Origin of the sequence: Pseudomonas moorei, assembly GCF_042846945.1 — a bacterium.
GTDB classification, from domain to species: Bacteria; Pseudomonadota; Gammaproteobacteria; order Pseudomonadales; family Pseudomonadaceae; genus Aquipseudomonas; species Aquipseudomonas moorei.
This window is the reverse complement of the sequence record NZ_AP035776.1, coordinates 5523740-5543600: the sequence shown is the minus strand read 5'-3', so window position 1 is coordinate 5543600 and position 19861 is coordinate 5523740. Positions and strand designations below refer to the sequence as shown.

The window sequence follows — 19861 nt, the reverse complement described above, 5'->3', positions numbered from 1 at the left end:
AAGCCTCATTGTTTCAGCTTCGCTTGCCGCTTGCGCCGAGCTTCCGGAGCCCAGTCAAGGGCGCCCACTCGGAATAGGTAGACAAGACCTGCCAACAGAATTGCTATGAAAACGAGAGCTTCGACGAATCCGGTCCAGCCGCTTTCGCGGACGGACACAGACCATGCAAAGAGAAAGAGGGCTTCGATATCGAAGATCACGAACAACATCGCGACCAGATAGAATTTGGCTGAGAGCCGCAAGCGGGCGCCACCTGTAGGTAGCATGCCGGACTCGAACGGTTCGTTTTTGCTGCGGCCCCAGGCTTTTGACCCGAGGAGGCTGGAGACGCCGAGCATGAAGGCACAGAGGCCGACTACGCCCAGAAGGAAAATGGCAAAGCCCCAGTTGTGGGCCATGAGTCCTGTCGCTTCGGGCATGCTGATAATCCTTAACAGAGAGCAAAGGTCTCTGAGCTTGAAAAGAAACAAAGCAGTGACGATATGTCGCAGCAATCAATCCCGCTGATTTTATGGCTAAACACCCGGCAAGTAAAATTCCTATAGCGAAATTATTTATAGGAATAAGGACATAGCGCGTGGCAAAAGCGCCGTGGCCCTTGTGTTGCGGGCATTAGCCGGTTTTTCGTCAACAATGTTTTGTAGGGAATGTAACGAACATGGCGGAGTCTAAATGATAATCAATATTGTTTGAGTTGGTTTTTATTCTGTTTAACGGGCTGGCGTTCGTGAAGTTGTCTTATATGCGCGTTACTGCAAGTAGCGGCGGTGATCTTTTTAGCGGATTTTTCCGATGTTGATGCCGCTCTGGATCAGTATTTTTCCAGATCGCCACCAACTCCCGTAGGAGCGAGCCTGCTCGCGATGGTGGCCAACGATGACGCTGGGGGCCTGACATCCCCCGAGGCGTCCTCCGTATCATCGCGAGCGGGCTCGCTCCTACAGTAGGGGCGTTCATTGAAATGCAGGCAAAAAAACGCCCCGAACCAGTCGGGGCGTCAGAGGTGCAGCGCTGCGGTTAGCTTTCTATTCGTCCGCAGCGGCCGTTATTTCAGGTGAAGCAGATCAGTGGAACTGTTCTTCTTCAGTCGAACCGGTCAGCGCGGTTACCGAAGACGAGCCACCCTGGATCACGGTGGTCATGTCGTCGAAGTAGCCGGTGCCCACTTCCTGCTGGTGAGCCACGAAGGTGTAGCCCTTGGCGGCGTCAGCGAATTCCTGCTCTTGCAGTTTCACGTAAGCGGTCATGTCGTTGCGGGCGTAGTCGTGCGCCAGGTTGAACATGCTGTGCCACATGTTGTGAATGCCGGCCAGGGTGATGAACTGGTGCTTGTAACCCATGGCGGACAGTTCGCGCTGGAATTTGGCGATGGTCGCGTCGTCCAGGTTTTTCTTCCAGTTGAAGGAAGGCGAGCAGTTGTACGACAGCAGTTGGTCTGGGTATTCCTTCTTGATCGCTTCAGCGAAGCGACGAGCCTCTTCCAGATCCGGCTTGGCGGTTTCGCACCAGATCAGGTCGGCGTACGGCGCGTAGGCCAGGCCGCGAGCGATGGCCTGGTCGAGACCGGCGCGCACTTTGTAGAAGCCTTCCTGGGTACGTTCGCCAGTGACGAATGGCTGGTCGTATGGATCGCAATCGGAAGTCAACAGGTCAGCAGCGTTAGCGTCGGTACGAGCCAGGATGATGGTCGGAGTACCGGCAACGTCAGCCGCCAGGCGAGCAGCGGTCAGCTTTTGTACGGCTTCCTGGGTAGGAACCAGTACCTTGCCGCCCATGTGGCCGCACTTCTTCACGGAAGCCAGCTGGTCTTCGAAGTGAACGCCGGCGGCGCCTGCTTCGATCATGCTCTTCATCAGTTCGTAAGCGTTCAGTACGCCGCCGAAACCGGCTTCGGCGTCAGCCACGATGGGTGCGAAGTAGTCGATGTAGCCGTCATCGCCCGGGTTCTTGCCGGCTTTCCACTGGATCTGGTCGGCACGACGGAACGAGTTGTTGATGCGCTTGACCACGGTTGGAACCGAGTCCACCGGGTACAGCGACTGGTCTGGGTACATCGATTCGGCGGAGTTGTTGTCCGCGGCTACTTGCCAGCCCGACAGGTAGATTGCCTGGATGCCGGCTTTCACTTGTTGTACGGCCTGGCCGCCGGTCAGGGCGCCCATGCAGTTGACGAAATCTTTCTCAGGACGGAAGGCTGGCTTGGCACCCTGGGTAACCAGGTTCCACAGCTTCTCGGCGCCCATTTTTGCAAAGGTGTGCTCAGGTTGAACCGAGCCACGCAGACGGACGACGTCAGCAGCGGAGTAAGTGCGTGTCACGCCTTTCCAGCGCGGGTTTTCAGCCCAGTCTTTTTCGAGGGCTGCAATTTGCTGTTCGCGTGTCAGTGCCATGGGAGATAAACCTCGTCGCGTCTTTATGAAAAGTTGTTCTGCGGTGGAAAATTCCTGCGCTCGCTGACCAGAAGCTTAAGCGGTCAAGTCGGGTTCGGCGGGGGTGGCGACGGGATGAACGATGGGCTCGAGGGGAAGTGAGCAGGTAAGGGCGATACTGGCGGGCGCATTCGGGCGTCGTGGGCCTTGGTGCGAACTTCAGTGTGATGCCGGGTTTACCTAAATACGCTTCCGTCCCTCGGGACAACTTCGTTCCAGTCGGCAACCTCGTCAAACACACCTTGTGGGCGGTACAGACACGAAGCGGTTCGCGGGATAGGTGCGAACATCGCCTCGAAGGCCCTTGCCAGGGCCCCTGATTAGCGGGAGCGAGGCCATCATGCCTTCGCTTTTTTGGCTCGTCAAACATTTTGTAGTGCTTTTTTTCAAGCACTACATCTTTGGTCTAATACGACTTGTCAGTCAGTTTTTGGTGACTTAGTCCAAAGTATCGACTTTCACCCGCAACGTCATGTCGTCCCGGCCCTGGGTCGAGTAGCTGCGACTGAGGCCCTGTTTGTCGGCCTGTGTCTGGCTGTTGACCCCGGCCAGCAGGATCCATTCGCCCAGGCGCCCGGTGACGGTTGTGTCGGTGCTTTGTACGTTCACTACATCGGGACGTTCCTGGCTCATGCGGTCACGATTGGTACTGATCGACAGGTGAACGATGTCGCCGGTGACAGTCGCCGTGACGTAAAAGCCCTGGGTGACGTTGCGGTATTCGGTCTGACTGCGCAAAACGCCATAGGCGTCGGTCTGGGTGCTGGTCAGCGGTACGCTCTGGCCTACCTGGATCAGTGCTGGCGCACCTTCGCTGGCCTGGACCTGCTGAATGCCACCGTCACGGCTGGTTGTGCTGCGGTTGATGATGCGGGTCTGGCTCGGCTTGGCGCCATTGACCGAATAGCCCTGGTCGCCCTGGAAATTGTTTTCGTTGGTATCGACAGTGATCAGCAGGCGTTTCGGGGCGGTATCGAGTTGGCTTAAGAGCACCTTAAGTTCGTCGATTTTGCGCTGATCGGCGTTGACTATGAGCTGATTTTCGTAGGAGCTGACCTGGCCTTCCTTGCCGATGAAATCCCGTGCGACCGGTAACAGATCGGCGCTGGTGTGGTAGTTCAATGGCACGATTTCGGTCGCAGCCATGACCGAAAAACTGCAGGTCACCAGCAGCGCGGTGAGCAGGGTGCGTAGGGACATTTCCGTTATCTCCGACATTGTGATTTGTGCAGGAACGAGCTTGCTCGCAATGAGCTTCGGAACGCCACGTTTATCCAATGAAAACGCGCCATCGTTGACGACCATCGCGAGCAAGCTCGCTCCTGCAGATGTTGATAGTGCCAGTTTGTCGGCCCGCAGTGGGGCAAGTTGAATCCTGGGCAGCAAAACGCCCCGGCATCCGAAAATGGCGGGGCGTTCTGTGCTGTTCTTTCATGCTTCTTCGCGAGCAGGCTCGCTCCCACAAGGTCTTGCTCAAGCATTGTGGGAGCGAGCCTGCTCGCGATGGGCGCGACTGGGTATCAAGCCGAATGGCGAACCATATCGACATGCGGAATCCCTGCTTCCAGGAACTCCTCGCTGACGACGCTGAAACCCAGGCGCTCGTAGAACGCGGTGGCTTGCACTTGGGCACTCAACTTCTGGTGTTTCAGTCCGCGCTTCTCGGCTTCGCAGATCACAGCCTGCATCAGCGCATCACCGACTTTCAGACCGCGCCAATCCTTGAGTACCGACACTCGGCCAACGTGACCGTCGGGCAGCAGGCGCGCTGTACCGATCGGAAAATCGCCTTCGAGCGCGAGAAAGTGCACCGCGCCCTGATCGTCGGCATCCCATTCCAGTTCAGGCGGAACGGACTGCTCGGCGACGAACACCGCTTCACGAATGCGCCGGATCTCGGCGTTGTCCTTTTGCCAGTCTGCGACACGTACGTGAATCTTATTCATCGGCGAACCCCAGGCTACCTTGCTTGACCAGTTCACACAGCAGACCGCGGCCGTCTTCGTCGCTCAGCCAGTCACCCAGGTTGTCCGCGTGCAAGGCATCGGCGGCGCAGATCATTTTCAGCAGCTCGCGCAGTTTGCCCGGCAGATAACGGCTTTGGCCGCTGGCAAACAGCAGCAGGTCGTCATCGACTTCCGACCAGGCCAGGCGTGCGCTCGGGTTGCGGATCAGCACGGCGCCTTGCTCCAGGGCGCCGAGAACGTCTTCTTCTTCGACGTCTTCAGGGCCGACGACCAATTCCGGATAGCGCGGCTCGGTCATGAACTGGCCGAACCAGGTCAGCAGCAGGCGCTCGTCGCTCATGTGCTCGGCCAGCAGATTTTTTAGGCGGTCGAGCGCGTCGTGCTGGATCTGGTGAGGGTCGACCGCAGGCAGGGCATCGGCGTCTGTATAGCGCTCTTCGTCCGGCAGGAACTGGCTGAGGAAGTCGGTGAAGTGGGTCAGCACTTCAGAGGCGCTTGGCGCGCGGAAACCCACGGAGTAGGTCATGCAGTCATCAACGGCTACGCCGCAGTGGGCCAGGCGCGGCGGCAGGTAGAGCATGTCGCCCGGTTCCAGTACCCACTCATCGGTGGCTTCGAAATCAGCGAGGATGCGCAAGTCCGCATGTTGCAGTAGCGGGCTTTCGGAGTCGCACATCTGGCCGATTTTCCAGTTGCGCTTGCCGTGGCCTTGAAGCAGGAACACGTCGTAGTTGTCGAAGTGCGGGCCCACGCTGCCACCTGGCGCGGCGAAGCTGATCATCACGTCGTCGATGCGCCAGCTCGGCAGGAAGCGGAAATGTTCGAGCAGCTCGCTGACTTCCGGCACGAACTGGTCAACGGCTTGAACCAGCAGGGTCCATTCACGTTCCGGGAGTTTGCTGAATTCGTCTTCGGCAAACGGGCCACGGCGCAATTCCCATGGACGCTCGCCGTGCTCGATGATCAGGCGCGATTCGATTTCTTCTTCCAGTGCCAGGCCGGCCAGTTCGTCGGGATCGATCGGGCTTTCGAAATCAGGAATCGCCTGACGAATCAGCAGCGGTTTCTTTTGCCAGTAGTCGCGCAGGAACTCCCGTGCCGTGATGCCGCCCAGAAGTTGAAGAGGAATGTCAGGATTCATGTGTAACCTATTGAAAAAATGCGCTTTTCATACGGGAATGAAAACGCCCGGCGCTGCCGGGCGTCTCAAAGGGTCATGCGGTCGATCAGATGCGTTTGGCTTGAGCTACAGCGTTGCCGATGTAGTTCGCCGGGGTGAGCAATTTCAGCTCGGCCTTGGCGGCGGCCGGCATGTCCAGGCCGTCGATGAAAGTTTGCAGCGCTTCAGGGCTGATGCCCTTGCCGCGAGTCAATTCTTTCAGCTTTTCGTACGGGTTTTCGATGTTGTAGCGACGCATCACGGTCTGGATCGGCTCGGCCAGGACTTCCCAGCACGCGTCCAGGTCGGCGGCGATTTTCTGCTCGTTGAGCTCCAGCTTGCTGATGCCCTTGAGGCTGGCTTCGTACGCGATCACGCTGTGGGCGAAGCCGACGCCGAGGTTGCGCAGGACGGTGGAGTCGGTCAGGTCGCGCTGCCAACGGGAAATCGGCAGCTTGCTCGCCAGGTGCTGGAACAGTGCGTTGGCGATGCCCAGGTTGCCTTCGGAGTTTTCGAAGTCGATCGGGTTGACCTTGTGCGGCATGGTCGACGAACCGATTTCGCCCGCGATGGTGCGCTGCTTGAAATAGCCCAGGGAGATGTAGCCCCAGATGTCGCGGTCGAAGTCGATCAGGATGGTGTTGAAGCGGGCGATTGCGTCGAACAGCTCGGCGATGTAGTCGTGCGGCTCGATCTGCGTGGTGTAGGGGTTGAAGGCCAGGCCCAGCTCGTCTTCGATGAAGGCGCGGGCGTTGGCTTCCCAGTCGATCTCGGGGTAGGCCGACAGGTGTGCGTTGTAGTTGCCGACGGCGCCGTTGATCTTGCCCAGCAGCGGAACGGCAGCGACTTGAGCGATTTGACGCTCCAGGCGGTAAACCACGTTCGCCAGTTCTTTGCCCAGGGTGGTCGGCGAAGCCGGTTGACCGTGGGTGCGCGACAGCATTGGCACTTCAGCGAAGCGCAGTGCCAGTTCGCGGATGGCGTTGGCGGTCTGGCGCATCAGCGGCAGCATCACGTCATCGCGGCCTTCGCGCAGCATCAGGGCGTGGGACAGGTTGTTGATGTCCTCGCTGGTGCAGGCAAAGTGGATGAACTCGCTGACCTTGGCCAGTTCCGGCAGCTTGGCCGCTTGCTCTTTGAGCAGGTACTCAATGGCTTTTACGTCGTGGTTGGTGGTGCGCTCGATCTCTTTGACGCGCTCGGCGTGTTCCAGAGAGAAGTTTTCCGCCAGGGTGTTGAGCACCGCGTTGGCTTCGGCGGAGAACGCCGGCACTTCGCTGATGGCAGGGTGAGCGGCCAGACGCTGGAGCCAGCGCACTTCAACCAGAACGCGGGCACGGATCAGGCCGTACTCGCTGAAAATTGGGCGCAGGGCCTGGGTTTTGCCGGCGTAGCGGCCGTCAACAGGGGAAACCGCAGTGAGCGAAGAGAGCTGCATGGGGTGTTCTCGGACAGTCGGGCAACGAAATGGGGCGCGTATCATACATGAAAAAATCCGCCGGTCCGTTGCCAACTGACCAGCGTATTACGCGTTACTGACTACAAAAGGGTGTCGCGGATGCGCCTCAGCTGGCGCGCATCAAGGGGTAAAGCTCTTTCAGCAATTTGCGTCGGCTGATCACCAGCTGCCAGCGATGACCGCCCAACTGCCGCCACAAGCGTGCCGAGCGGATGCCGGCCAGCAGCAACGCGCGGATTTTCGAAGCGTTGCTCGGTTGCTGCAGGTTGCGCATGTCGCCGTGGACCTGGATGCGTTGGCGCAGGGTACTCAGGGTGTCCTGGTACAGCGCGCCACACGCGGCGATCACGTTTTCATGAACCGGGCCGAAGTGTTCAACCTGGGATTGAATCTGGGGCAGGCGTTTGCCGATGATGTCCAGCATGTCGCTGCGTTTGGCCAGCTGGCGCTCAAGGCCGAGCATGGCCAGCGCATAGCGCAGCGGTTCGCGCTGCAAGGCACTCGGATCGCGTTCAAGGGCGCCAATCAAGGCGCGATAGCCTTCGCGCAGATTGATATCGTCGCCGCCATAGACTTCCAGGGTGTCCTTGGGGTCGCGGATCAGCAGGCTGCCCAGCATGCAGCTCAGGCCGGCCTCGTTGGTCTGGCCGGTCTTGGCGATCCTGTCGACCAGTACGGCGGCGAGAAACACGCCGCCCAGCGCCGTCAGTTGCTCCTGAGTCGGGCTCATTGGGCCTGGCCCTTGCTGGTCCAGGGTTCAGCCACTTCGATGACCCCGCCACCCAGGCAAATTTCACCGTCATAGAACACCACGGACTGGCCCGGAGTGACCGCGCGCTGCGGGTCGTCAAACGTGGCGCGGTAGCCGGTGGCGGTCTTTTCCAGGGTGCAGGGCTGGTCGCTCTGGCGATAGCGGACCTTGGCGGTCAGTCGGCGCGGCTCGCTCAGGTCGATTGGATTGACCCAATAGATGTCCGAAGCGAGCAGGGCGCGGGAGAACAGCCACGGGTGGTCATTGCCCTGGCCGACGATCAGTTCGTTATGTTCCAGATCCTTGATCAGCACGTACCATGGCTCGTCGCCAGCGTCTTTCAAGCCGCCGATGCCCAGGCCCTGGCGCTGGCCGATGGTGTGATACATCAGGCCATGGTGGTGGCCGATGACTTCACCTTCGGTGGTTTTGATCTCGCCCGGTTGTGCTGGCAGGTACTGTTTGAGGAAGTCGCTGAAGCGACGTTCGCCGATAAAGCAGATCCCGGTGGAGTCTTTTTTCTTCGCGGTCGCCAGTTCGTATTTCTCGGCAATCGCGCGTACTTCCGGTTTTTCCAGTTCGCCGACCGGGAACAGGGTTTTGGCGATTTGTTCGCCGCCGACGGCGTGCAGGAAATAGCTCTGGTCCTTGTTCGCGTCCAGGCCCTTGAGCAATTCGGTGCGACCGTCGATGTCACGGCGGCGCACGTAGTGGCCAGTGGCAATCAGGTCGGCACCCAGCATCATGGCGTAGTCGAGGAACGCCTTGAACTTGATTTCGCGGTTGCACAGGATGTCCGGGTTCGGCGTGCGACCGGCCTTGTATTCGGCCAGGAAGTGCTCGAAGACGTTGTCCCAGTACTCGGCGGCGAAGTTGGCGGTGTGCAGCTTGATGCCAATCTTGTCGCACACGGCCTGGGCATCCGCCAGGTCATCCATGGCGGTGCAGTATTCCGTTCCATCGTCTTCTTCCCAGTTCTTCATGAACAGGCCTTCCACCTCATAACCCTGCTCGATCAGCAGGAGGGCGGAAACGGAAGAGTCCACGCCGCCGGACATGCCGACAATGACGCGCTTCTTTTGTGTGTCAGAAGGGGCTGGATCACGCATAGGGATTCAATGAGTGTCTTGAAAAAGGACGCGATTCTAACAGGCTGGAGCCCGCAAGGCTAAAGAGAAGGGCGGATCAATTCGAGACCGAAGTGTTTACCGTCCAGATAGTCGTCGATACAGCGGATAATCAGCTCGCTGCGCCAATTGTCACGCTGTTCGATTAATTCCTCGCGGGTCAACCACTTGGCGCCGACTATGCCGTCGTCCAGTTGATAGTCCGGATGGTGTTCGAGGGGCTTGGCGATGAAGCAGACCCGTTGGTAGGTCACGCCGTTGCTCGGTGCGGTATAGAGATAAATGCCCAGCACGCCGGTCGGCTCGACGTCCCAGCCGGTTTCCTCAAGGGTTTCGCGCACGGCGGCCTCGGTCAGGGTTTCGTTCGGGTCGAGGTGGCCGGCCGGTTGATTGAGTACCACGCGTCCGTGCTTGAGTTCTTCGACCATCAGGAAGCGGCCATTGTCTTCGACGATGGTGGCGACGGTGATATGGGGTTTCCAGTCCATGAGCTGTCCTCGATGTTGAAATGCTGTCCCACAGGGTTTTGTGTTTCTACAAAAGCCACAAACACAAACCCCGGCACGGGGCCGGGGCTTGTGATGTTCCCTTACAACCTTACACCAGCGCAGCAATCGCCGCGTTGAGCGTGGCGCTTGGGCGCATGGCTTTGCTGATCAGTTCGGCATTGGCGTGGTAGTAACCGCCGATGTCCACTGGCTTGCCCTGAACGGCGTTGAGCTCGGCAACGATGGTCGCTTCGTTCTCGGTCAAGGTCTTGGCCAGGGTCGCGAATTGCGCTTGCAGGGCCGTGTCTTCGGTCTGGGCAGCCAGGGCTTGAGCCCAGTACAGCGCCAGGTAGAAGTGGCTGCCGCGGTTGTCGATGTTGCCGACTTTGCGCGATGGCGACTTGTTGTTGTCCAGGAACTGGCCGGTGGCCTGGTCCAGGGTCTTGGCCAGAACCAGCGCCTTGGGATTGTTGTAGGTCACGCCCAGGTGTTCCAGGGACGCGGCCAGGGCCAGGAACTCACCCAGCGAGTCCCAGCGCAGGAAGTTTTCTTCCAGCAGCTGTTGAACGTGCTTCGGTGCCGAACCGCCAGCGCCGGTTTCGAACAGGCCACCGCCGTTCATCAGCGGCACGATCGACAGCATCTTGGCGCTGGTGCCCAGTTCCATGATCGGGAACAGGTCGGTCAGGTAGTCACGCAGAACGTTGCCGGTCACCGAGATGGTGTCCTTGCCTTCGCGGGTGCGCTGCAGGGTGTACTTCATCGCGTCAACTGGCGCCATGATCTGGATGTCCAGGCCGGCAGTGTCGTGATCCTTCAGGTAAGCCTGAACTTTCTCGATCACTACGCCGTCGTGGGCGCGCATCGGGTCCAGCCAGAAGATGGCTGGAGTGGCGCTTGCGCGAGCACGGTTGACCGCCAGTTTGACCCAGTCCTGGATCGGCGCGTCTTTGGTCTGGCACATGCGGAAGATGTCGCCGGCTTCAACCGACTGTTCCAGCAGCAGGGTGCCGTGGGTGTCGGTCACGCGGACAACACCGTTGGTCTTGATCTGGAAAGTCTTGTCGTGGGAGCCGTACTCTTCGGCTTTTTTCGCCATCAGGCCAACGTTCGGCACGCTGCCCATGGTGGTTGGGTCGAAAGCGCCGTTTGCCTTGCAGTCTTCGATCACCGCCTGGTAGATGGTGGCGTAGCAGCGATCCGGGATCACGGCCTTGGTGTCGTGCAGTTGACCGTCGGTGCCCCACATCTTGCCGGAGTCACGGATCATCGCTGGCATCGAGGCGTCGACGATGACGTCGCTCGGCACGTGCAGGTTTGTGATGCCCTTGTCGGAGTTGACCATGGCCAGCGATGGGCGCATGGCGTAGACCGCCTGGATGTCGGCTTCGATGGCGGCTTGCTGCTCGGCCGGCAGGGCCTTGATGCGAGCGTACAGGTCGCCGATGCCGTTGTTCAGGTTGAAGCCGATCTGCGCCAGCACGTCAGCGTGCTTGGCCAGCGCGTCTTTATAGAACTCGGCAACGATCTGGCCGAACATGATCGGGTCGGAGACCTTCATCATGGTGGCTTTCAGGTGAACCGACAGCAGTACGCCCTTGGCTTTGGCGTCTTCGATTTCGGCGGCGATGAAGCTGCGCAGGGCGTTTTTGCTCATGACCGCGCAATCGAGGATCTCACCGGCTTGCACGGTGGTTTTTTCTTTCAGGACGGTGGTGGTGCCGTCTTGAGCGATCAATTCGATTTTCACAGCGCCAGCGGCGTCGATCAGGGCAGCCTTTTCGCTGCCGTAGAAATCACCGGTGTTCATGTGCGCGACGTGCGACTTGGAGTCAGCTGCCCAGGCGCCCATTTTGTGCGGGTGCTTGCGGGCATAGTTCTTGACCGACAGCGGGGCGCGACGATCGGAGTTGCCTTCGCGCAGAACCGGGTTCACGGCACTGCCCTTGACCTTGTCGTAACGGGCCTTGGCTTCTTTGTCGGCTTCAGTGGTCACGGTTTCCGGGTAGTCCGGCAGTGCGTAGCCCTGGGCCTGCAGCTCTTTGATCGCGGCTTGCAGTTGCGGAACCGAGGCGCTGATGTTCGGCAGCTTGATGATGTTGGCTTCAGGCGTAACGGCCAGGGCGCCCAGTTCGGCGAGGTGGTCGGCTACGGCTTTGTCGCCCAATTGCTCGGGGAAGCTGGCCAGGATGCGCCCTGCAAGAGAGATATCGCGGGTTTCAACGGCGATATCAGCCGAGGCGGTGAAGGCCTCTACGATAGGCAACAGTGAATAGGTGGCGAGGGCGGGAGCTTCGTCGGTGAAGGTATAGATGATCTTCGAGCGGGTGGGCATATTCGGATTAACTCTCTCTTCTTTGCTAAAGCGTGCGCAGAAACTCGAGGGCGCCGGGTAAGCGCGTTCGTTCAAAGTCATCCATGAGCCGAATATCGAGGTTTCGTTGCTGTGATGTTGGGTGCATCAGTAGAGCGTCAAGCAAGCGGGCTGCGGTAACAGGCCGGCTTATGCGGCGGAAAGGCTCATCGTGGAGCAGTTCAGTCGTCGTGACCCTTTGGTCAGCGGGCGGCATTATACATAGGTAGCTGGCAATCTGCCGATGGTTCATACACAACGATTGTCGTCCATTGGTCTAAAGGTCGCAGGGGCGCGTCGGGCGTAGAGTCATTCGTCGTGCTGTAGTTTGGCGCTTTTCCCTTTGCTTTCAGGCTTGTAGGTCACCAGTTGTGCAGCTTTGCGGCACGTGGAAGGAACATAGGGTTTGCGCGCAGATTTAACTGGGTTACGCTCGAACGAAGCCAGATGTTCAATCCAATCAATGGAGTTCAGCATGGGTTACAAGAAGATTCAGGTTCCAGCCGTCGGCGACAAAATCACCGTCAATGCAGACCATTCTCTCAATGTTCCTAATAACCCGATCATTCCCTTCATCGAAGGCGACGGCATTGGGGTTGATATCAGCCCGGTCATGATCAAGGTTGTCGATGCTGCTGTGAAGAAGGCTTACGGCGGCGAACGCAAGATTTCCTGGATGGAAGTGTACGCCGGGGAAAAAGCGACTCAGGTTTACGATCAGGACACCTGGCTGCCTCAGGAAACCCTGGACGCGGTCAGGGATTACGTGGTTTCCATCAAGGGCCCGCTGACCACTCCGGTGGGTGGCGGCATTCGCTCGCTGAACGTGGCGCTGCGCCAGCAACTCGATCTCTATGTCTGCCTGCGTCCGGTGCGCTGGTTCGAAGGCGTGCCGAGCCCGGTCAAGAAGCCAGGCGACGTCGACATGACGATCTTCCGCGAGAACTCCGAAGACATCTATGCCGGTATCGAGTGGAAGGCCGGTTCGCCTGAGGCCACCAAGGTCATCAAATTCCTCAAAGAGGAAATGGGCGTTACCAAGATCCGTTTCGACGAAAACTGCGGTATCGGCGTCAAGCCGGTTTCCCTGCAGGGCACCAAGCGTCTGGCGCGCAAGGCGCTGCAATATGTGGTCGATAACGACCGCGATTCGCTGACCATCGTGCACAAAGGCAACATCATGAAGTTCACCGAAGGTGCCTTCAAGGAATGGGCCTACGAAGTGGCGGCTGAAGAGTTCGGCGCGACCCTGCTCGACGGCGGTCCGTGGATGCAGTTCAAGAATCCGAAAACCGGCAAGAACGTCATCGTCAAGGATGCCATCGCCGACGCCATGCTTCAGCAGATCCTGTTGCGCCCGGCCGAATACGATGTCATCGCGACCCTGAACCTGAACGGCGACTACCTCTCCGACGCCCTGGCGGCGGAAGTAGGGGGTATCGGTATCGCGCCAGGTGCCAACCTGTCCGACACCGTGGCCATGTTCGAAGCCACCCACGGTACTGCACCGAAGTACGCCGGCAAGGACCAGGTCAACCCGGGTTCGCTGATTCTGTCCGCGGAAATGATGCTGCGCCACATGGGCTGGACCGAGGCGGCCGACCTGATCATCAAGGGTACCAACGGCGCAATTTCGGCCAAGACCGTGACCTATGACTTCGAGCGTTTGATGGACGGCGCCACGCTGCTTTCGTCTTCGGCGTTCGGCGATGCCCTGATCTCGCACATGTAAGCGAATACCGGCAACAAAAAAACACCCGACTCAAGCGATTGAGTCGGGTGTTTTCATTTGACCGGGGCGTATGTGGTTCAGGCAGTGACGGTTTGTTGTCCGGAAGGTTTTGCGACTGCGCTGGTGTCCTGTGGCAAGCCAATGTTGACGGCGTGCAGGCCTTTAGGGCCCTGAATGATCTCGAAGACGACAGCCTGGCCGGCTTTCAGGGTTTTATAACCATCCATCTGGATGGCCGAGTAGTGAGCGAACAGGTCTTCGCTCTTGCCATCCTCATTGATAAATCCGTAACCCTTGGCGTTATTGAACCATTTCACCTTGCCACTGACCTTGACGCCTGACATATCCATATCCCTCTGCAACAGACTCCATCACTGGAGTATCATCCAGTTCATCCGCAGTCACTTCTTCGAAAAAAGTTGACTCCGCGGACCTTTTTTACCCACTGTGGGCTCTATTGGTTGTAACACCGTTTTGCTGATAGTCAAGCTGACCAGGCAGTCGGAGTTGAAATCGTCCATGGTCGCCCCCACCACTGTATTTGCACAACTGACGAACCTTTCTTTCCATGCATGCAATCAGCCAGATTCGACTAACATTCAATCAGGATCGCCCGACTCTCCAGAAAGATCGCCCGGAGGAGCATGACGACGATTCCGCAGGCATTGCTGTTCAGGAGGCCAAGCCTGCGCTACAGGCGCCGCCGATGTACAAGGTGGTTTTGTTCAATGATGACTACACACCGATGGATTTCGTCGTCGAAGTGCTCGAGGTGTTTTTTAACCTGAATCGCGAGCTGGCGACCAAGGTCATGCTGGCCGTCCATACAGAAGGGCGGGCAGTATGTGGAGTGTTTACCCGCGACATCGCCGAGACCAAGGCCATGCAGGTCAACCAGTACGCCAGGGAAAGCCAGCATCCGCTACTCTGTGAAATCGAGAAGGACGGTTAATCGCCGGACACTTGGGTATGAGGTGAAGCTATGTTAAACCGCGAGCTCGAAGTCACCCTCAATCTTGCCTTCAAGGAGGCCCGTTCGAAGCGTCATGAATTCATGACCGTCGAGCATCTCCTGTTGGCCCTATTGGACAATGAGGCTGCCGCCACCGTTTTGCGTGCCTGCGGCGCGAACCTCGACAAACTCAAACACGACCTGCAGGAGTTCATCGACTCCACCACGCCGTTGATCCCCGTGCATGACGAGGATCGTGAAACCCAGCCAACCCTGGGCTTCCAGCGTGTACTGCAGCGTGCTGTGTTTCACGTACAGAGCTCGGGCAAACGCGAAGTGACTGGCGCCAACGTGCTGGTCGCGATCTTCAGTGAGCAAGAGAGTCAGGCAGTGTTCCTGCTGAAACAGCAGAGCGTTGCCCGTATCGATGTCGTCAACTACATCGCCCATGGCATTTCCAAGGTGCCAGGGCACGGCGATCACTCTGAGGGCGAGCAAGATATGCAGGACGACGAGGGCGGTGAGTCTTCTTCTTCAGGCAACCCACTGGACGCTTATGCCAGTAACCTTAACGAACTCGCGCGCCAGGGTCGTATCGATCCGTTGGTCGGTCGTGAGCTGGAAGTCGAGCGCGTTGCGCAGATCCTGGCGCGTCGTCGCAAAAACAATCCGCTGCTGGTCGGCGAGGCGGGCGTGGGTAAAACCGCGATTGCCGAAGGCCTGGCCAAACGCATTGTCGACAACCAGGTGCCGGACCTGCTGGCCAATAGCGTGGTTTACTCCCTTGATCTGGGCGCCTTGCTGGCCGGGACCAAATACCGCGGCGATTTCGAGAAGCGCTTCAAGGCGTTGCTCAATGAACTGAAAAAACGTCCGCAGGCGATCCTGTTCATCGATGAAATCCACACCATCATCGGTGCGGGCGCAGCGTCCGGCGGCGTCATGGATGCCTCGAACCTGCTCAAGCCGCTGCTGTCTTCCGGTGATATCCGTTGCATCGGTTCGACCACCTTCCAGGAATTTCGCGGCATTTTCGAGAAGGACCGTGCCCTGGCTCGGCGCTTCCAGAAAGTCGATGTGTCAGAACCTTCGGTGGAAGACACCATCGGTATCCTGCGCGGCCTGAAAGGGCGTTTCGAGACCCATCACAACATCGAATACAGCGATGAAGCCCTGCGTGCCGCTGCCGAACTGGCGTCGCGCTACATCAATGACCGGCACATGCCGGACAAGGCCATCGACGTCATCGATGAAGCGGGTGCCTACCAGCGCCTGCAGCCGATCGACAAGCGCGTAAAACGCATCGAGGTGGCTCAGGTCGAGGACATCGTCGCGAAAATCGCGCGGATTCCACCAAAACACGTCACCAGTTCCGACAAGGAACTGCTGCGTAACCTTGAGCGTGACCTGAAGCTGACAGTGTTTGGCCAGGATGCCGCGATCGACTCCCTGGCGACCGCGATCAAACTGTCCCGTGCCGGCCTCAAGTCGCCTGACAAGCCTGTCGGTTCGTTCCTGTTCGCCGGTCCTACCGGTGTCGGTAAAACCGAGGCGGCACGTCAGCTTGCCAAGGCCTTGGGTGTCGAGCTGGTTCGTTTCGACATGTCCGAGTACATGGAGCGGCACACCGTCTCGCGTCTGATTGGTGCGCCTCCGGGCTATGTCGGGTTCGATCAGGGCGGTCTGCTGACCGAAGCCATTACCAAGCAGCCACACTGCGTGCTGTTGCTCGATGAAATCGAGAAGGCGCATCCGGAAGTCTTCAACCTGCTGCTGCAGGTCATGGACCACGGTACGTTGACCGATAACAACGGGCGCAAGGCGGATTTCCGTAACGTGATCGTCATCATGACGACCAACGCCGGTGCCGAGACAGCAGCGCGTGCGTCGATCGGTTTCACCTATCAGGATCACTCTTCCGACGCGATGGAGGTGATCAAGAAAAGCTTCACGCCGGAATTCCGTAACCGCCTGGACACCATCATCCAGTTTGGTCGCCTCAGTCACGAGGTTATCAAGAGCGTGGTGGACAAGTTCCTTATCGAGCTTCAGGCGCAGCTGGAGGACAAGCGTGTGCTGTTGGAAGTCACCGATGCTGCCCGCAGCTGGCTGGCGGCCGGTGGTTACGACGTAGCGATGGGTGCTCGCCCCATGGCTCGCCTGATCCAGGACAAGATCAAGCGTCCACTGGCGGAGGAGATTCTCTTTGGCGAACTGGCCGAACATGGCGGTGTGGTGCACATCGACATCAAGGACGGCGAGCTGACCTTCGAGTTCGAGACAACGGCCGAAATGGCCTGACGTTAAACCGTTACAAAGCCAATAGGCGCCGATTGGCGCCTATTTGCTATCCGGCATCTGGTGATGAAGGTGGAGTCTCCATCGAAATCCCACGCAAACAAAAACGCCCGGCAATGCCGGGCGTTTTGTGTTGACTTGATCAGCGAGCGGACCCTGTCTCTGTAGGAGCGAGCTTGCTCGCGATGGTCGTCAACGATGATGCGGGGAGTCTGGCTAGACGCGTAACCCTCAGGTTTATCGCGAGCAAGCTAGCTCCTACCTTAGCGAGCGCGGTAAGTGATGCGCCCTTTGCTCAAGTCATAGGGCGTCAGCTCGACGCGCACTTTGTCACCGGTAAGAATACGAATGTAGTTCTTGCGCATCTTGCCGGAAATATGCGCGGTTACGACGTGCCCATTTTCCAACTCCACACGAAACATGGTGTTGGGCAGGGTGTCGACGACAGTGCCTTCCATTTCGAAGCTGTCTTCTTTCGACATGCAGTAAAGCCCTCGGTGTCCAATGAATGGCCCGGTGCAACTGCGCCAGGCAAAAGCGGCGTGCATTGTGCCCGAAAAGTGGGGTTCAAGCCAAGGGGTTTAGGCCGTGCTCTAGTTCAGAACAACCCAGCGCTGATTAATCAGCAGTTCAATGGGCCGATATTGCGTCTTGTAGCTCATTTTTTTGCAGTTTTTGATCCAGTAACCGAGATAGACCGCGTCCAGCCCCAGACGCCGGGCTTCGGCAATTTGCCAGAGAATTGCAAAGCGCCCCAGGCTGCGTCGCTCTTCGCCGGGCTCGTAGAAGGTGTAGACCGCCGACAGTCCGTTGGGCAAAAGGTCGGTGACGGCGATGGCCAGCAGCCGTCCATCGAGGCGGAATTCGTAGAAGCGTGAAAACGGCAGATCGCGTACCAGAAACGTCGAAAACTGATCGCGACTCGGTGGGTACATGTCGCCATCGGCATGACGCTGTTCGATATAGCGTTGGTAAAGGTCGAAATACTCTTCGCTGAAGCCTGGCTTGGCCGGGCGTACCTGCAAGTCGGCATTGCGTTTGAAAATGCGTTTCTGCTGACGGTTAGGCGTGAATTGCCCTACGGGGATGCGTGCAGGTACACACGCATTGCAGTTTTGGCAATGCGGACGATAGAGGTGGTCGCCACTGCGACGAAACCCCATTTCCGACAGGTCCGCATAGACATGCACATCCATGGGCTGGCTAGGATCGAGGAACAGGGTTGTCGCCTGCTCTTCGGGCAGATAACTGCAAGAGTGGGGCTGAGTGGCATAGAACTTCAAACGCGCCAACTCGGTCATGATCAACCCTCGGGATAAGCTTTTGAATAAGTGTAAGCCACGCGCGCAAAAGTCGCTCAGCAAACCCAGGTTGCGCGGCTGGGCTGGTCCAGATACTGCGCCAGATAGCCGGCAAACGCGCGGCGGGGGATCGCTCGGGCGCCCAGACTGTGCAGATGATCGGTCGGCATCTGGCAATCGATCAGCACGAACCCCGAGTCTTTCAGATGTCGCACCAGGGTGGCAAAGCCATATTTAGAGGCGTTGTCCGCGCGGCTGAACATGGATTCGCCGAAAAACAATTGCCCCATTGCCAGGCCATACAACCCGCCAACCAGTTCGCCCTGATCCCAGACCTCCACCGAATGGGCGTAGCCGCGTTTGTGCAGCTCCAGATAGGCGTCCTGCATGGCTTGCGTGATCCAGGTGCCGTCAGCGTATTCCCGCGGCGCGGCGCAGGCGCGGATGACTGCGGCAAAATCCTGATCGAACGTCACTTGGTAGCGTTGTTGGCGCAGTAATTTGTTCAGGCTGCGCGAGACATGCAGTTCGTCGGGAAACAACACAGTGCGGGGGTCTGGCGACCACCAGAGAATCGGCTGGCCTTCCGAGAACCAGGGAAAGCAGCCGTGACGGTAGGCCCGGATCAGCCGATCGGCGGACAGATCGCCCCCGGCGGCCAACAGGCCGTTGGGGTCGCGCATGGCTTTTTCCAGCGGCGGGAAGGTCAATGTGTTGCGTTGTAACCAAGTCAGCATGGCGTTCGGGCTTGCAGAGAGGGGAGGGCGGTGGCGGATTGTCGGTCCGCCACTCAGTGTGCCGTCAAACGACGGGAATGTCGTCCAGGTATTTTTCCGCATCCAGTGCCGCCATGCAGCCCGCTCCGGCCGAAGTGACGGCTTGGCGATAGACATGGTCGGCCACATCACCTGCAGCGAATACGCCAGGGATGGCCGTCGCCGTGGCGTCGCCTTCGTTGCCGCCCTTGACCAATAGGTAGCCGTCCCGCATTTCCAGCTGGCCGACGAACAGGTCGGTGTTGGGCTTGTGGCCAATGGCGATGAACACGCCGGCCAGGGGTAATTCCTGTGTGGCCCCGGTATGGCTATCGCGCAGGCGCGCGCCGGTGACGCCGCTGGCATCGCCCAGCACTTCATCCAGATGCTGGTTCCAGTGCAGGCGGATATTGCCATTGGCGGCTTTTTCGAAGAGCTTGTCTTGCAGGATTTTCTCCGAGCGCAACTTGTCGCGACGATGAATCAAATGGACTTCCTTGGCGATGTTCGACAAGTACAGCGCTTCTTCAACCGCGGTATTACCGCCTCCGATCACGGCGACGACCTGGTTGCGATAGAAAAAGCCGTCACAGGTCGCGCAGGCTGAAACGCCTTTGCCGGCAAACGTCTCTTCCGAGGGCAGCCCCAGGTATTGCGCGGATGCCCCGGTGGCGATAATCAGCGCATCGCAGGTGTAGGTTCCGCTGTCTCCCGTAAGTTCAAACGGGCGCTGTTGCAACTTGGCCGTGTGGATGTGGTCGTAAACGATCTCTGTGTCAAAGCGTTCGGCGTGTTTTTGCATGCGCTCCATCAGGACGGGGCCGGTAAGGCCTTCGACATCGCCGGGCCAGTTATCGACTTCGACGGTGGTGGTGAGCTGGCCACCTGCCTGTATGCCTGTAATGACAACGGGTTTGAGGTTGGCGCGGGCGGCATACACGGCTGCGCTGTAACCGGCGGGGCCGGAACCCAGAATGATCAGGCGGTGATGCTTCGCTTCGCTCATAAAAACACCTCATAAGCCTTTGTCACAAAAGAGAATGCGTGCTCAAATTGAGTCGCACGTCATGTGCTTTTGACTATGCTACAA

Annotated in this window: 18 protein-coding genes; 3 read left to right on the top strand and 15 right to left on the bottom strand. The window is 58.6% G+C overall.

What is annotated here, in order from left to right:
- Positions 1-5: 5 nt before the first annotated feature.
- From ACGJAX_RS25875 to ACGJAX_RS25830, 10 genes are all read right to left on the bottom strand, one after another.
- Positions 6-419, bottom strand: coding sequence for an NADH-quinone oxidoreductase subunit A (locus ACGJAX_RS25875; RefSeq protein ID WP_003223812.1), 414 nt, complete (start codon positions 417-419; stop codon positions 6-8).
- A gap of 645 nt (positions 420-1064) precedes the next feature.
- Positions 1065-2390 carry an isocitrate lyase gene (aceA, locus tag ACGJAX_RS25870; RefSeq protein WP_057399864.1) on the bottom strand — a complete coding sequence of 442 codons (1326 nt, stop codon included), beginning with the start codon at positions 2388-2390 and terminating at the stop codon, positions 1065-1067.
- Positions 2391-2867: 477 nt separating this feature from the next.
- Positions 2868-3629: a secretin N-terminal domain-containing protein gene (locus tag ACGJAX_RS25865; RefSeq protein ID WP_390956661.1), complete on the bottom strand. Its 762-nt coding sequence runs from the start codon at positions 3627-3629 to the stop codon at positions 2868-2870.
- Between the two features lie 320 nt (positions 3630-3949).
- Positions 3950-4375 carry a GNAT family N-acetyltransferase gene (locus tag ACGJAX_RS25860; RefSeq protein ID WP_090323502.1) on the bottom strand — a complete coding sequence of 142 codons (426 nt, stop codon included), beginning with the start codon at positions 4373-4375 and terminating at the stop codon, positions 3950-3952.
- The gene (locus ACGJAX_RS25855) at positions 4368-5537 is read right to left on the bottom strand and encodes a cupin domain-containing protein (RefSeq protein ID WP_248915397.1); all 1170 of its coding nucleotides are present in this window, start codon (positions 5535-5537) and stop codon (positions 4368-4370) included. Before ACGJAX_RS25855 ends, ACGJAX_RS25860 begins: the two co-directional genes overlap by 8 nt.
- Positions 5538-5622: 85 nt before the next feature.
- Entirely contained in the window at positions 5623-6993 is a 1371-nt protein-coding gene (gene purB / locus ACGJAX_RS25850) for an adenylosuccinate lyase (RefSeq protein ID WP_247256176.1), read from the bottom strand.
- A gap of 127 nt (positions 6994-7120) precedes the next feature.
- On the bottom strand, positions 7121-7744 hold the full coding sequence (hflD, locus tag ACGJAX_RS25845; RefSeq protein ID WP_090323498.1) for a high frequency lysogenization protein HflD: 624 nt from the start codon (positions 7742-7744) through the stop codon (positions 7121-7123).
- Positions 7741-8874 (bottom strand): tRNA 2-thiouridine(34) synthase MnmA, encoded by a 1134-nt coding sequence (mnmA, locus tag ACGJAX_RS25840; protein WP_390956660.1) that lies wholly within the window; start codon positions 8872-8874, stop codon positions 7741-7743. The genes hflD and mnmA overlap by 4 nt, the downstream gene beginning before the upstream one ends.
- Positions 8875-8933: 59 nt before the next feature.
- Positions 8934-9380, bottom strand: coding sequence for an NUDIX hydrolase (locus ACGJAX_RS25835; protein WP_248915396.1), 447 nt, complete (start codon positions 9378-9380; stop codon positions 8934-8936).
- A gap of 109 nt (positions 9381-9489) precedes the next feature.
- The gene (locus tag ACGJAX_RS25830; protein WP_390956659.1) at positions 9490-11715 is read right to left on the bottom strand and encodes an NADP-dependent isocitrate dehydrogenase; all 2226 of its coding nucleotides are present in this window, start codon (positions 11713-11715) and stop codon (positions 9490-9492) included.
- Between the two features lie 493 nt (positions 11716-12208).
- Here ACGJAX_RS25830 and icd point away from each other — a divergent pair, with 493 nt between their 5' ends.
- A complete protein-coding gene (icd, locus tag ACGJAX_RS25825; RefSeq protein ID WP_390956658.1) occupies positions 12209-13465 on the top strand; it encodes an NADP-dependent isocitrate dehydrogenase in 1257 nt (418 codons plus the stop codon).
- A 77-nt stretch (positions 13466-13542) separates the two neighbouring features.
- Here icd and cspD read toward each other — a convergent pair whose 3' ends face one another.
- Entirely contained in the window at positions 13543-13809 is a 267-nt protein-coding gene (gene cspD, locus ACGJAX_RS25820; RefSeq protein WP_248915393.1) for a cold shock domain-containing protein CspD, read from the bottom strand.
- 224 nt (positions 13810-14033) lie between these two features.
- Between cspD and clpS the strand changes: the two genes are divergently transcribed.
- Positions 14034-14417 (top strand): ATP-dependent Clp protease adapter ClpS, encoded by a 384-nt coding sequence (gene clpS / locus ACGJAX_RS25815; RefSeq protein ID WP_020799529.1) that lies wholly within the window; start codon positions 14034-14036, stop codon positions 14415-14417.
- A 30-nt stretch (positions 14418-14447) separates the two neighbouring features.
- Positions 14448-16718: an ATP-dependent Clp protease ATP-binding subunit ClpA gene (gene clpA, locus ACGJAX_RS25810; protein ID WP_090323486.1), complete on the top strand. Its 2271-nt coding sequence runs from the start codon at positions 14448-14450 to the stop codon at positions 16716-16718.
- A 260-nt stretch (positions 16719-16978) separates the two neighbouring features.
- On the opposite strand, the gene infA is transcribed toward clpA, so the two are convergent.
- The 4 genes from infA to trxB all read right to left on the bottom strand — a co-directional run bounded on the left by infA (position 16979) and on the right by trxB (position 19777).
- Positions 16979-17197: a translation initiation factor IF-1 gene (gene infA, locus ACGJAX_RS25805; RefSeq protein WP_002553999.1), complete on the bottom strand. Its 219-nt coding sequence runs from the start codon at positions 17195-17197 to the stop codon at positions 16979-16981.
- 111 nt (positions 17198-17308) lie between these two features.
- The gene (locus ACGJAX_RS25800) at positions 17309-18016 is read right to left on the bottom strand and encodes an arginyltransferase (protein ID WP_247256171.1); all 708 of its coding nucleotides are present in this window, start codon (positions 18014-18016) and stop codon (positions 17309-17311) included.
- A 56-nt stretch (positions 18017-18072) separates the two neighbouring features.
- Complete coding sequence (aat, locus tag ACGJAX_RS25795; RefSeq protein WP_247256170.1) at positions 18073-18753, bottom strand: leucyl/phenylalanyl-tRNA--protein transferase; 681 nt, start codon at positions 18751-18753, stop codon at positions 18073-18075.
- A gap of 64 nt (positions 18754-18817) precedes the next feature.
- The gene (gene trxB / locus ACGJAX_RS25790) at positions 18818-19777 is read right to left on the bottom strand and encodes a thioredoxin-disulfide reductase (protein ID WP_247256169.1); all 960 of its coding nucleotides are present in this window, start codon (positions 19775-19777) and stop codon (positions 18818-18820) included.
- Between the last annotated feature and the right edge of the window lie 84 nt (positions 19778-19861).